The sequence below is a fragment of the Acidovorax sp. MR-S7 genome (assembly GCF_000400995.2).
Lineage (GTDB): Bacteria > Pseudomonadota > Gammaproteobacteria > Burkholderiales > Burkholderiaceae_C > MR-S7.
Genome location: NZ_DF238983.1, coordinates 68,738 through 81,198, shown reverse-complemented (window position 1 = coordinate 81,198; position 12,461 = coordinate 68,738). Strand labels below are relative to the sequence as shown.

Annotated in this window: 15 protein-coding genes; 7 read left to right on the top strand and 8 right to left on the bottom strand. The window is 68.7% G+C overall.

The window, feature by feature from the left end; all coding sequences use genetic code 11:
• Position 1: 1 nt before the first annotated feature.
• The 4 genes from AVS7_RS19805 to AVS7_RS19790 all read right to left on the bottom strand — a co-directional run bounded on the left by AVS7_RS19805 (position 2) and on the right by AVS7_RS19790 (position 3,692).
• Positions 2-772, bottom strand: a complete 771-nt coding sequence (locus tag AVS7_RS19805) for a GntR family transcriptional regulator (RefSeq protein ID WP_020229803.1) — start codon at positions 770-772, stop codon at positions 2-4.
• Positions 773-782: 10 nt separating this feature from the next.
• Entirely contained in the window at positions 783-2,510 is a 1,728-nt protein-coding gene (locus tag AVS7_RS19800) for a PhoH family protein (protein WP_020229802.1), read from the bottom strand.
• A gap of 163 nt (positions 2,511-2,673) precedes the next feature.
• Positions 2,674-3,162 (bottom strand): peroxiredoxin, encoded by a 489-nt coding sequence (locus tag AVS7_RS19795; protein ID WP_020229801.1) that lies wholly within the window; start codon positions 3,160-3,162, stop codon positions 2,674-2,676.
• 140 nt (positions 3,163-3,302) lie between these two features.
• The gene (locus tag AVS7_RS19790) at positions 3,303-3,692 is read right to left on the bottom strand and encodes an Mth938-like domain-containing protein (protein WP_020229800.1); all 390 of its coding nucleotides are present in this window, start codon (positions 3,690-3,692) and stop codon (positions 3,303-3,305) included.
• A gap of 68 nt (positions 3,693-3,760) precedes the next feature.
• Here AVS7_RS19790 and AVS7_RS19785 point away from each other — a divergent pair, with 68 nt between their 5' ends.
• From AVS7_RS19785 to AVS7_RS19760, 6 genes are all read left to right on the top strand, one after another.
• Entirely contained in the window at positions 3,761-4,993 is a 1,233-nt protein-coding gene (locus AVS7_RS19785) for a pyridoxal phosphate-dependent aminotransferase (protein ID WP_020229799.1), read from the top strand.
• A gap of 71 nt (positions 4,994-5,064) precedes the next feature.
• Entirely contained in the window at positions 5,065-6,399 is a 1,335-nt protein-coding gene (locus tag AVS7_RS19780; RefSeq protein WP_020229798.1) for a homoserine dehydrogenase, read from the top strand.
• Complete coding sequence (gene thrC / locus AVS7_RS19775) at positions 6,399-7,838, top strand: threonine synthase (protein ID WP_020229797.1); 1,440 nt, start codon at positions 6,399-6,401, stop codon at positions 7,836-7,838. The genes AVS7_RS19780 and thrC overlap by 1 nt, the downstream gene beginning before the upstream one ends.
• A 67-nt stretch (positions 7,839-7,905) precedes the next feature.
• Complete coding sequence (gene mobB / locus AVS7_RS19770) at positions 7,906-8,457, top strand: molybdopterin-guanine dinucleotide biosynthesis protein B (RefSeq protein ID WP_020229796.1); 552 nt, start codon at positions 7,906-7,908, stop codon at positions 8,455-8,457.
• Positions 8,454-9,695 (top strand): gephyrin-like molybdotransferase Glp, encoded by a 1,242-nt coding sequence (gene glp / locus AVS7_RS19765; protein ID WP_020229795.1) that lies wholly within the window; start codon positions 8,454-8,456, stop codon positions 9,693-9,695. Before mobB ends, glp begins: the two co-directional genes overlap by 4 nt.
• Positions 9,692-9,955 carry a MoaD/ThiS family protein gene (locus AVS7_RS19760; protein ID WP_020229794.1) on the top strand — a complete coding sequence of 88 codons (264 nt, stop codon included), beginning with the start codon at positions 9,692-9,694 and terminating at the stop codon, positions 9,953-9,955. The genes glp and AVS7_RS19760 overlap by 4 nt, the downstream gene beginning before the upstream one ends.
• Here AVS7_RS19760 and dapA read toward each other — a convergent pair.
• From dapA to AVS7_RS19745, 4 genes are all read right to left on the bottom strand, one after another.
• Positions 9,942-10,844 carry a 4-hydroxy-tetrahydrodipicolinate synthase gene (gene dapA / locus AVS7_RS19755; protein ID WP_020229793.1) on the bottom strand — a complete coding sequence of 301 codons (903 nt, stop codon included), beginning with the start codon at positions 10,842-10,844 and terminating at the stop codon, positions 9,942-9,944. The two genes, AVS7_RS19760 and dapA, sit on opposite strands and share 14 nt — an antisense overlap.
• Positions 10,845-11,072: 228 nt before the next feature.
• The gene (locus AVS7_RS19750; RefSeq protein WP_020229792.1) at positions 11,073-11,405 is read right to left on the bottom strand and encodes a hypothetical protein; all 333 of its coding nucleotides are present in this window, start codon (positions 11,403-11,405) and stop codon (positions 11,073-11,075) included.
• A gap of 26 nt (positions 11,406-11,431) precedes the next feature.
• Positions 11,432-11,572: a DUF3149 domain-containing protein gene (locus AVS7_RS24040; protein ID WP_020229791.1), complete on the bottom strand. Its 141-nt coding sequence runs from the start codon at positions 11,570-11,572 to the stop codon at positions 11,432-11,434.
• Positions 11,573-11,640: 68 nt separating this feature from the next.
• Positions 11,641-11,895: a hypothetical protein gene (locus tag AVS7_RS19745; RefSeq protein WP_020229790.1), complete on the bottom strand. Its 255-nt coding sequence runs from the start codon at positions 11,893-11,895 to the stop codon at positions 11,641-11,643.
• 55 nt (positions 11,896-11,950) lie between these two features.
• Between AVS7_RS19745 and AVS7_RS19740 the strand changes: the two genes are divergently transcribed.
• Positions 11,951-12,427, top strand: coding sequence for a molybdenum cofactor biosynthesis protein MoaE (locus tag AVS7_RS19740; protein ID WP_020229789.1), 477 nt, complete (start codon positions 11,951-11,953; stop codon positions 12,425-12,427).
• Positions 12,428-12,461 lie beyond the last annotated feature (34 nt).

The window sequence follows — 12,461 nt, the reverse complement described above, 5'->3', positions numbered from 1 at the left end:
CCTATCCTGCCAGGTGAACCCGGTAGGCGTAGGCATCGCCCCGGAAGGTGCCCTCGACGTACTCGATCAGCCGCCCTTCGGCGTCCAGGCTCTTGCGCTTGATGAGCAGGCAGGGCATGGGGGTGTCGAACCCGAAGGCTTCCATCTCCTGCGGGCTGCTCATGGCGGCCTCGATGCTTTGCTCGGCGCCGGCCATGGAGATGCCGCAGCGTTCGCGCAGCCAGGCGTAGATGGAGCCTTCGCCGCTCCAGTCTTCGAGCTGAGGGGCCAGGGTGAGGTCGTACCACGCCAGTTCGCGCGACATGGGCGTACCGTTGCCCAGGCGCAGGCGGCGCACGTGCAGCAGCGGCGCGTGCGAGGGGCGGGCGAAGATGCTGGCGATGGTGCGCTCGTGCACCACCTGCAGTCCCAGCAGGCGGGCGGATGGCTCCATGCCCAATTCCCGCATCTCTTCGGTGAAGCCCTTGAGGCGCGCCATGACGGGGCTGACGCGCGGCGTGCCCTTGACCACGGTGCCGCCGCGCCCCTGGCCGCTGGCGATCACGTCGGCATCGCGCAGCGCGTCGTAGGCGCGCTTGACGGTGGTGCGGCTGATCTTGAGCGTGTCGGCCAGGTCGCGCTCGGAGGGCAGGTGGCTGCCTTCGCTGAGGGCACCGCTGTCGATCAGCGCCCGCAGCTGGCGCTGCAGCTGCACGTAGTACGGCGCGGGCTGCTCCTCGGAGAGATGTATGCCCGCCTGGAGTACCGACGTGACCGGCTTGTCCGTCATCATGGGCAGGCGCTTACAGCACCTCGCTGGCAAAGTCCGCCAGGCGCGAGCGTTCGCCGCGCGCCAGCAGGATGTGGCCGCTGTGGGGCCAGCCCTTGAAGCGGTCCACCGCGTAGGTCAGGCCCGAGGAGCCCTCGGTGAGGTAGGGCGTGTCGATCTGCGCGAGGTTGCCCATGCAGATGATCTTGGTGCCGGGGCCGGCGCGGGTGATGAGCGTCTTCATCTGCTTGGGCGTGAGGTTCTGCGCCTCGTCGATGATGACGTACTTGTTGAGGAAGGTGCGCCCGCGCATGAAGTTCATGCTCTTGATCTTGATGCGGCTGCGGATCAGTTCGTTGGTGGCGGCGCGGCCCCATTCGCCCGCGTTGCCGCCGTCGCCCTTGGCGAGGAATTCGAGGTTGTCGTCCAGCGCGCCCATCCAGGGGCCCATCTTTTCTTCCTCGGTGCCGGGCAGGAAGCCGATGTCCTCGCCCACGCTGACGGTGGCGCGGGTCATGATGATCTCGGTGTAGCGGCGCTCGTCCAGCACCTGCGTGAGGCCGGCGGCCAGCGTGAGCAGGGTCTTGCCGGTGCCGGCGGTGCCGGTGAGGGTGACGAAGTCCACCTCCGGGTCCATGAGCAGGTTCATGGCGAAGTTCTGCTCGCGGTTGCGCGTGTTCACGCCCCAGACGGCGTTCTTGGACGAGCCGTAGTCCTTGAGCGTCTCCAGCACCGCCGTGCGGTCGCGGATCTCGGTCACGCGCGCATGGAGGCTGGGCTCGCCCGGCGCCTCGAAATAGACGAACTGGTTGATCATGAGCTGCGACACGACCGGGCCGCTGATGCGGTAGTACGTGTGGGCGCCGTTCTGCCAGCTCTCGACGTTCTTGCCGGCCTTGGTCCAGAAGTCCGCCGGCAGGGCCAGGCTGCCGGAGTACAGCAGGTCGCCGTCCTCCAGGGCCTTGTCGTTCTGGTAGTCCTCGGCGGGCAGGCCCAGCGCGCGGGCCTTGACGCGCATGTTGATGTCCTTGGACACCAGCACCACCTCGCGCGGCGCGTGCTGCCTGCGCAGCGCCTCGACCACGCCCAGGATCTGGTTGTCCGCCTTGCCCTGCGGCAGGCTCGTGGGCAAGTCGTACTGCAGCGGGGCGGTCTGGAAATACAGGCACCCGGTGGCGGCGCGCTGGCCGGTGGCGTCGAGCTTGAGGCCATTGGCGATGTCCTGCGCGCCTTGCGCGGCGGCCAGCGCGTCGAGCGTGCGGCTGGCCTGGCGGCCGTTGCGGGCCACCTCGGTCATGCCTTTCTTGTGGCCGTCGAGCTCCTCCAGCACGATCATCGGCAGGAAGATGTCGTGCTCCTCGAAGCGGAACAGGCTCGTCGGGTCGTGCAGCAGCACGTTGGTGTCGAGCACGAACATCTTCTTGGGGCCGGTGGCGGCGCGCTTGCGCGGCGCAGCGGCTTCGGGCTGGCGGCGGGGCTGGGGGGCGACGCTGTCGGCGCGCGGGGCGGGCGCAAGGTCCGGGACCGCGGTTTCCACGCGGGGCGCGCGGGCGGCGGGCTGGTCCTTCGGGGCGCTGGTGCTCCTGCGGGCGGCGGCGGGGGCGGCTTTGGATTTAGGCGCAGTCTTCTTGGGCGCGGCGGCCGCCGTCACGGCCGGGGCGGGAGCGGCCTCGGCATCCGGCTCCTCCTGGGAGGCGGTCATGCGGTAGGCGTCCGGTGCGAGCAGGGCGGCACGCTTGGTCGGTGCGGGAGGCAGGGGCATGGTGCGGGAGGTCTCGCTGGAAGATGTCAAAAAGCAAAAAGCCGCCTGGGGACCAAGGCGGCTTGCGAGCGGGGAGGGTGCGGTGCGTTTTTCAGCAGCATTGACCCATTATGCATGCTCCCCGTGACGGCGCCCGTGCAGTGGCGCGCGGGCCGGGCGGGCTTTAGGCAGCCTTCTTGACAGGGGCCTTGATGGCCTTGACGGCCTTGAGCACTTCGTCCACGTGGCCGGGAACCTTCAGGCCGCGCCACTCCTGCACCAGCATGCCGTCGGGGCCGACGAGGAAGGTGCTGCGCTCGATGCCCTTGACCTTCTTGCCGTACATGATCTTGTTCTTGACCACGCCGAACATGTGGCACATCTTCTCTTCGGTGTCGGCGATCAGCTCGAAGGGCAGCTCCAGCTTTTCCTTGAAATCGTCGTGCGACTTCATGTTGTCGCGCGAGACGCCGAACACGGTGGCGCCGGCCTTCACAAAGTCCTTGAACTTGTCGCGGAACTGCATGGCCTCGGTGGTGCAGCCCGGCGTGTTGTCCTTGGGGTAGAAGTACAGGATCAGGATCTGGCCCTGATGCGAAGTATTGGTGACCTTGATTCCGCCGGTCGCGTTGGCTTCAAATTCAGGAAGGGGTTTGTTGACAACGATCGCCATGGCGCTTCTATCTCTCTGCAATTAGCCGATGAAAAGCCGGGGGAAAATGGGTCTGGCTTGTAGGCAAGTGCCCCCCGACCGCAACACGCGATTCTACCCCGAACGCCTCTTATTCGCGAGTGGGCGCCCAGGTGCCCGAGTTACGGATGGTGTCTTGCCGGCGGCTCCAGCAGCAGCGCCGCGACCACGTTGCGCCCTTCGCCCGCCAGGATGTTGTAGGTGCGGCAGGCTGCCTGGGTGTCCATGGTCTCCAGGCCGATGCGCCGCGCCATCAGCGGCTGCAGCCAGGCGGCGGGCGGAAAGCGGTTGCGTGCGCCGCTGCCGAAGATCACGACCTCGGCGTCGAGTTCGGCCAGCTGGGCGAAGTGCGCGGGCGTAAGGTCCTCGAAGCGGTCGCAATGCCAGTCGATGCGCTGGCCGTGCGAGCCCACGACCACGCTGGCGGTGACCTTGTCGGCGTCGATGCCGATCCAGCCCGGCCCATAGGCGGTGATGGTCTGTACGTCGGAGCGGTCGGGCTGGAATTTCATGCGGGGGCCGTCGGGGGAACTGTGGTCAAATTATAGGTTTTCCCCCTATTGATGCCCTGGGCCCGTCCATGAAGCCGATCCACAAGTCCGCGAAGCTGAGCAACGTTCTCTACGATGTCCGAGGCCCGATCGTGGACGCGGCCAAGCAGATGGAGGACGAAGGCCAGAAGATCATCAAGCTGAACATCGGCAACATGGCCCCGTTCGGCTTCGATGCGCCCGAGGAAGTGCAGCAGGACATGATCCGCAACCTGCCCAACTCGGCGGGCTACTCGGACAGCAAGGGCATCTTCGCCGCGCGCAAGGCGGTGATGCATTACACCCAGCAGCTCGGCATCGCGGGCGTGACGCTGGACGACATCTACCTGGGCAACGGCGCCAGCGAGCTCATCGTGATGGCGACCAACGCGCTGCTCGACGACGGCGACGAGTTGCTCGTGCCCTCGCCCGACTACCCGCTGTGGACGGCGGCCACCAGCCTCTCGGGCGGCAAGCCGGTGCACTACGAGTGCCGCGAGGACGACGGCTGGATGCCCGACCTGGCCGACATGCGCGCAAAAATAGGCCCGCGCACGCGCGGCATCGTCGTCATCAACCCGAACAACCCCACCGGCGCGCTGTACTCCACCGAGCTGCTCAAGGGCATCGTGCAGATCGCGCGCGAGCACAACCTCGTGCTGCTGGTGGACGAGGTGTACGACAAGGTGCTATACGACGGCGTGCAGTTCACCTCGATGGCGAGCCTGTCCACCGACGTGCTCACGCTCACCTTCAATTCGCTCTCCAAGGCCTACCGTTCCTGCGGCTACCGCGCGGGGTGGATGGTGATCTCCGGCCCCAAGGCCGACGCGCGCGACTACATCGAAGGCCTGAACATGCTGGCCAACCTCAAGCTCGGCTCCAACGTGCCGGGCCAGTGGGCGATCCAGACGGCGCTGGGCGGCTACCAGAGCATCAACGACCTGGTGCGGCCCGGCGGGCGCCTGCGCCGCCAGCGCGACCTGGCCTACGAGCTCATCACGCAGATCCCCGGCGTCACCTGCGTCAGGCCGCAGGCGGCGCTCTACATGTTCCCGCGGCTCGACCCGGAGATGTACCCCATCGCCGACGACCGCCAGTTCTTCATGGAAGTGCTGCGCGCCACGCGCGTGATGCTGGTGCAGGGCTCGGGCTTCAACTACCCCGACCACCAGCACTTCCGCATCGTCTTCCTGCCGCACGAGGACGACCTGCGCGAGGCCATCGGCCGCCTGGCCGGGTTCCTGGCCGCCTACCGGCAGCGCCACGCGAAGGCCGCGTGAAACTCATCTTTTGATAGCTGCTGGCGCTTTCCTGCTAAGCGCTGCAGCCCATTTTGACTGGTAATCCTGATATGAAACCCATCCAAGTTGGCCTGCTCGGCATCGGCACCGTGGGCAGCGGCGTGTTCAACGTGCTGCAGCGCAACCAGGAGGAGATCCGCCGCCGCGCGGGCCGTGGCATCGAGATCGCCTGCGTGGCCGACCTGGACACCGCCCGCGCGCGCTCCATCGTAGGCGACAAGGCCCGCGTGGTGGGCGATGCGCGCGAGGTGATCGCCAACCCCGAGATCGACATCGTGGTGGAGCTGATCGGCGGCTACGGCATCGCCAAGCAGCTCGTGCTGGAGGCGATTGCCGCGGGCAAGCACGTGGTCACCGCCAACAAGGCGCTGCTGGCCGTGCATGGCACCGAGATCTTCAAGGCCGCCGCGGAGAAGGGCGTGGTCGTCGCCTACGAGGCGGCCGTGGCCGGCGGCATTCCCATCATCAAGGCGCTGCGCGAGGGCCTGACGGCCAACCAGATCCAGTGGGTGGCCGGCATCATCAACGGCACGACGAACTTCATCCTCTCCGAGATGCGCGACAAGGGCCTGGACTTCGACGTGGTGCTGAAAGAGGCGCAGCGCCTGGGCTACGCAGAGGCCGACCCGACCTTCGACATCGAGGGCGTGGATGCCGCGCACAAGGCCACCATCATGAGCGCCATCGCCTTCGGCATCCCGGTGCAGTTCGACAAGGCCTACGTGGAAGGCATCACCAAGCTCGCCGGGGCCGACATCCGCTACGCCGAGCAGCTGGGCTACCGCATCAAGCTGCTGGGCATCACCAAGCGCACGCCCAAGGGCATCGAGCTGCGCGTGCACCCGAGCCTGGTGCCCGCCAAGCGGCTGATCGCCAACGTCGAGGGCGCGATGAACGCCGTCGTGGTGCACGGCGACGCCGTGGGTACCACGCTGTACTACGGCAAGGGCGCGGGCAGCGAGCCCACGGCCAGCGCGGTGATCGCCGACCTCGTGGACATCACCCGCCTGATCGAGGCTGATCCCGCGCACCGCGTGCCCGCGCTGGCCTTCCAGAGCCACACGCTGGCGGCCGCCAGCGGCGAGCTGCCCGTGCTGCCCATGGCCGACGTGGTCACCAGCTACTACCTGCGCATCCGCGTGGCCGACGAGGCCGGCGTGCTCGCCAAGATCACCGGCATCCTGGCCGGCTCGGGCATCAGCATCGACGCGGTGCTGCAGCGCGAGGCCGACGAGGTGGGCGGCGAGGGCTCCACGCAGACCGACCTCATCATCCTCACGCACGACACGCGCGAGGGCGACATGGACGCGGCGCTGGCGCAGATCCAGGGCCTGCCCACGGTACTGGCGCCGATCACGCGCATCCGCAAGGAGGAGCTGAACTGATGCTGTACCTCTCTACGCGCGGCCATCCGGACCGCAAGCGCTTCTGCGACATCCTGCTCGAAGGCCTGGCGCCCGACGGCGGCCTGTACCTGCCCGAGCGCTATCCGCAGATCAGCGACGCGCAGCTCACGGAGCTGCGTGAGGTCTACCACAAGCAGGGCTATGCGGAGCTGGCCTTCCGCCTGCTCTCGCTCTACATCGACGACATCCCCGCCGCCGACCTGAAGCGCCTGTGCGAGAAAACGTACACCGCCGAGGTCTTCGGCACCGGCGAGATCGTGCCGCTGCGCCACCTTGAAGACGGCCTGTGGATCGAGGCCCTGTCCAATGGCCCCACGCTGGCCTTCAAGGACATGGCAATGCAGCTGCTGGGCAACCTGTTCGAGTACGAACTGGCGCGGCGCGGCGAGCAGCTCAACATCCTGGGCGCCACCAGCGGCGACACCGGCAGCGCGGCCGAATACGCGATGCGCGGCAAGCGAGGCATCCGCGTCTTCATGACCAGCCCGCACGGGCGCATGAGCCCGTTCCAGCAGGCGCAGATGTTCTCGCTGCAGGACGAGAACATCCACAACCTCGCCATCGAGGGCGTGTTCGACGACTGCCAGGACATCGTCAAGGCCGTGAGCAACGACCATGCGTTCAAGGCCAGGTACAAGATCGGCACCGTCAACTCGATCAACTGGGCGCGGCTGCTCGCGCAGGTGGTCTACTACTTCGCGGGCTACATCCAGGCCACGGAAAGCAACGCGCAAAAGGTCAGCTTCGCCGTGCCCAGCGGCAACTTCGGCAACGTCTGCGCGGGCCACGTGGCGCGGCAGATGGGCCTGCCGATCGACCGCCTGATCGTTGCCACCAACGAGAACGACGTGCTCGACGAGTTCTTCCGCACCGGCGTCTACCAGGTGCGCGGCAGCGCGCAGACCTACGAGACCTCCAGCCCGTCAATGGACATCAGCAAGGCCAGCAACTTCGAGCGCTTCGTGTTCGACTTGCTGGGGCGTGATGCGAATGCGGGCGCCGCCACGCGCGCGCTGTTCGAGGACGGCGTGGGCCGCCAGGGCCGCTTCGACCTGAGCGGCCACGCCGCCTTCAAGGACGCCGCCGCGCGCTACGGCTTCGTGAGCGGCAAGAGCACGCACGCCGACCGCCTCGCCACCATCAAGGACACTTGGGAGCGCTTCGGCCAGATCATCGACACCCATACCGCCGATGGCGTGAAGGTGGCGCGTGCGTTGCGGGGCGATCCGGCCGTGCCCATGGTCGTGCTGGAGACGGCGCTGCCCATCAAGTTCGCCGCCACCATCGAGGAAGCCCTGGGCCGCGCGCCCGACCGCCCCGCGAAGTTCGAGGGCATCGAAGCCCTGCCGAAGCGCGTGACCGTGATGCCGGCCGACGCTCAGCAGGTGAAGTCCTACATCGCCGCCCACTGCGATTGAGGGTCAAATCGGCCTCCAGCGCTTGCCTGTCAAGCGCTGGCAGCTATCAATTTGGAAGGATGGCGCCATGAAGGTCGTCGGCTTCGCCGGCTATTCGGGCAGCGGCAAGACCACGCTGCTGGAGCAGGTCATCGCCGGCCTGCGCGCGCGCGGCCAGCGCGTGTCGGTCGTCAAGCACGCGCACCATGGCTTCGACATCGACCACGAAGGCAAGGACAGCTGGCGCCACCGCAAGGCGGGCGCGAGCGAGGTGCTCATCGCTTCCGACCAGCGCCTGGCGCTGATGCGCGAATACGACCAGCCGCGCGAACCCCGCGTGCCCGAACTGCTGGCCGCGCTGGACCCGGCGGTGGACTGGGTGCTGGTGGAAGGCTTCAAGCACGCGGATTTGCCCAAGATCGAGCTTCTGCGCGGCCAGTGGCACGACAGCCGCGAGCGGCCCCCGCTCTATCCGCACGACCCCTGCATCGTCGCCGTCGCCACCGACGGCACGCCGCTGCCCGCACCCACGCCGCTGCCGGTGCTGGATGTGCGCGACCCGGCCGCCATCGTGGGCTGGCTGTTGGCGCAGGACGAGCGCTTTGACTATTCCTTCCCCAGCCTGGAAACCGAGCGATGAGCACGCGCCCCCCCCTCAAGCCCCTGGACGACGCGCTGGCCGAGCTGCTGGCGCAGGCCGCGCCGCTGGTGGGCACGGACACCGTCGATACCTTCGATGCCGACGGCCGCGTGCTCGCGCAGACCGCCGTCTCGCCGCTGCAGGTGCCGCCACTGGACAACAGCGCCATGGACGGCTACGCCGTGCGCCGCGCCGACGTGGCGGCGCCGGGCGTGGCGCTGCCGATCACCCTTCCAGTCAGCCAGCGCATTCCCGCCGGCGCTGCCGGCACCCCGCTGGCCGCCGGCACGGCCGCGCGCATCTTCACCGGCGCGCCCGTGCCCGCAGGGGCCGACGCCATCGTCATGCAGGAAGACTGCGAGGCGCTGGACGGCGGCACCCGCGTGCGCGTGAACGCGGTGCCAGCGCCCGGCCAATGGGTGCGCCGTGCGGGCGAAGACATCGCCCTGGGCGCGCAGGTGCTCGCCGCCGGCACGCGCCTCACGCCCGCCGCCCTGGGCCTGGCCGCCAGCATCGGCCTGGGAACCCTGCAGGTGGCGCGCAGGCCGCGCGTGGCCCTGTTCTCGACCGGAGACGAACTCGTCATGCCCGGCGAAGTGCAGCCCGAACGCATGCAGCCCGGCGCCATCTACAACAGCAACCGCTTCTTCCTGCGCACCCTGCTGCAGCGCCTGGGCTGCGAGGTGGCGGACCTCGGCATCGTGCCCGACCGGCGCGAGGCCACCATCGCCGCGCTGCGCGAGGCCGCGCAGGCGTGCGACCTCATCGTCACCAGCGGCGGCGTCTCCGTGGGCGAGGAAGACCACATCAGGCCCGCCGTGGAAAGCCTGGGCACGTTGGGCCTGTGGCAGATCGGCATGAAGCCCGGCAAGCCCTTCGCCTATGGCCGGGTAGGCGGTGCGCACTTCATGGGCCTGCCCGGCAACCCCGTCTCCAGCTTCATGACCTTCGCGCTGCTCGTACGGCCCTTCGTGCTGCGGCTGCAGGGCGTGGCCGATGCGGCTCCCAGGTCCATGGCCGCCACCGCTGGATTCGACTGGCCCCGGGCCGACAAGCGCCGCGAATTCCTGCGCGTGCGCCGAGCGCCGGACGGCACGCTGGAGCTGTTCCCCAACCAGAGCTCGGGCGTGCTCACCTCGGCTGCCTGGGCCGACGGTGTGGTGGACAACCCCGCAGGTTGCACCATCGCGCGCGGAGACACCGTGCGCTACATCCCCATGGCGGAGCTGCTGTCATGAGCACAAGCAAGACCCTCACCGTGCGCTATTTCGCCTCCATCCGCGAAGCGGTGGGCACCGGCCAGGAAACGCTGCAGACCCAGGCCGGCACGCTGGGTGCGCTGCGCGACGAACTCATCGCCCGCGGCGGCCCCTGGGCCGCCAGCCTGGCGCGTGGGCGCGCGGTGCGCATGGCGCTGGACCAGGTCATGGCGGGCGACGACGCGCCGCTGGCCCCGGGGGCCGAGGCGGCGTTCTTCCCACCCGTCACAGGCGGCTGAGCGCCACCTCCTGCACGGCCGCGAGTGCCGCGATGCGCTGGGCATGCGCGGCGCTTGCCGCCTCCATCGGCGCGCGCAGGCCGGCCCGCATTGCGCCTTGGCTTGCGAGCAAGGCCTTGATGGGAGCGGGGTTGGGCTCGGCGAAGCAGGCCTCCACCACCGGCGCCAGGGCTTGCCACAGCGCCCGGGCGCGCGGCAGGTCGCCGGCGGCCACGCAGCGCATCAATTCGGCGAAGCGCCCGGGCTGCCAGTGCGCGCTGGCGGCAATGGCGCCGCTGCCGCCCAGGGCCAGGGTGGGCAGGATCTGCGCATCCTCCCCCGCCAGCACCTGCAGTTGCCCGTCGGCGATGAGCGCCTGCGTCTTGGCCGCGCTGCCGCCGCAGTCCTTGATGGCGCGGATGCGCGGGTGCTGCGCCAGCGCGCGCAGGGTTTCCAGCTCCAGCGTCACGCCGGTGCGGTAGGGAATGTCGTAGACGATCAGCGGATGCACGCTCGCGTCGGCGATCGCGCGGAACCAGTGCAGCAGGCCCGCCTGCGAGGGGCGGATGTAGTGGGGCGCGGGCACCAGCAGGCCGGCCATGGGCCGGGCGTTACAGCCGCGTACGCGCTCCAGCACGTGGCCCAGGTGGTAGCCCGACAGGCCCATGGCCACGGGCAGGCCCTGTGCCGCGCCGAGCACGGTGTCCAGCACCGCGTCCTGCTCGGCGGCATCGAGCGCGGCGGCCTCGCCCGTGGAGCCGCACGCGACCACGCCGGCGATGCCGCTGGCGCGCAGCCGCTGCACCAGCGCGCGCAGCGCGGCGTGGTCCACCGATCCATCCGCGTGGAAGGGGGTGACGAGGGGAATCCACAGGCCGGTGAACCCGGCGGGGGTGAGGAGGGAAGACATCGGTTTCGTCCTTTCAAGGCATGGCGACCGGGCAGACCACCGGACGGATGCGCGCAGGGGCCTGGAGGCTTGAAAGGGAAACGGGGAAAGATCGTGCCTGTCGGTTCCGTCGCTCATCCGGACGGAACCGCAGCTCCGGTCAGACGAGCTGGGGTTTTGGCGCTTTGCCCACGCACGGCGCGGCCGCCACGGAGGCGGTGCGGTGGGCGAGGGCGGGGCGCGAAGGCATCAGCGCAGTATAGCGGCGGGCTGTGGCAGCTCGGGGCAGGGCCACTGCAGCAACTCGGCCAGGCGGCAGGTGATCCAGGCGGCTTCATCGGCGTTCACGCCGGAATCCGGACCGGCGGCCAGGCCGGCGTGGATGCGCCGCAGGATCTCGGCTTCAGATGGCGCCTGCACGTGGTAGAGCTGCTGCGCGTGCTCCACCAGGTGGCAGGCCAGGTCTTCGCAGAGTTCGTAGCGCGTGCGCACCACCGCCGTGCTCTCGCGCAGTCGCTGGCGCACATCGCTGTAGATGGCGATGAATGAGGGCGGGACGGTGATCTGGTTGTCGTCGTGCATCGGCGCATTGTCCCGCCGATGCGGCGTCACGGGTGCGGCTTGTCCTTGGGTGCGTCGTCGCGCGTGAACAGCCAGAGGAAGAAGCCGGCCATGCACAGCATGATGCCGATGCCGACGGCGCTGAACAGGCCCACCTCGGTGGTGAAGAGTTGCTTGAGCAGTTGCATGGGGCGGTTCCTTCTGGATGTAATGGCCCCATTGCAAACCATGCGCGCTGTAGTGTCTTTGCCCCAGGTCAATCGGGCACGAAGCGGTCCTCGAAGCGCTGCCGGTCGGCATCCTGCTCGAAGGTGACGAGCTGGCCCATCTTGCCGTCGGCCGTGCGGCAGGCCGAGAACAGGCTGTGGCGGCCCGCCAGCCCGTAGCTGGGCAGGTCGATCAGCGCGTAGGGATGGGGCACGAACACCTGGAATTCGAAGACCACGCGGTGCACGTTGCGGGGCGAGGGGTAGAGCGTGTAGCCGTCGGAGGTGAAGGATTGCGTGGCCATGGGGGGTGCGGCGTTAAAGTGGCGGGCACTGTAGCAAACCCGTGCCGCCTCCCGCATGTCCAGCGTTTCCATCCAGACCGACGACTTCGACGTTTCCGCCGAACTGGCCGCCCTGCGCGCGCAGGACGGTCGCGTGGGCGCCGTGTGCTGCTTCGTGGGCACGGTGCGCGATCGCAGCGACGGCGATGCGGTCGCGTCGATGGAACTGGAGCACTACCCCGGCATGACCGAGAAGTCCATCGAGGCGATGGTGGCCGAGGCGCGGCGCCGGTTCGACCTGTTTGGCGTGCGCGTCATCCACCGCGTGGGGCTGCTCGCGCCGCTCGACCAGATCGTGCTGGTGGCCGTCACGGCGGCGCACAGGGGCGAGAGCTTCCAGGCGTGCGAGTTCCTCATGGACTACCTCAAGACCCAGGCACCGTTCTGGAAGAAGGAAGACACGCCCCAGGGCGTGCGCTGGGTGGACGCGCGCGTGAGCGACGACGCGGCCCTGGCGCGCTGGGGCATCGCGGCGGCGCCGATGGCGGGTTGAAAAAGGCGCGCCGAACCTCAATTAGCGAACCATT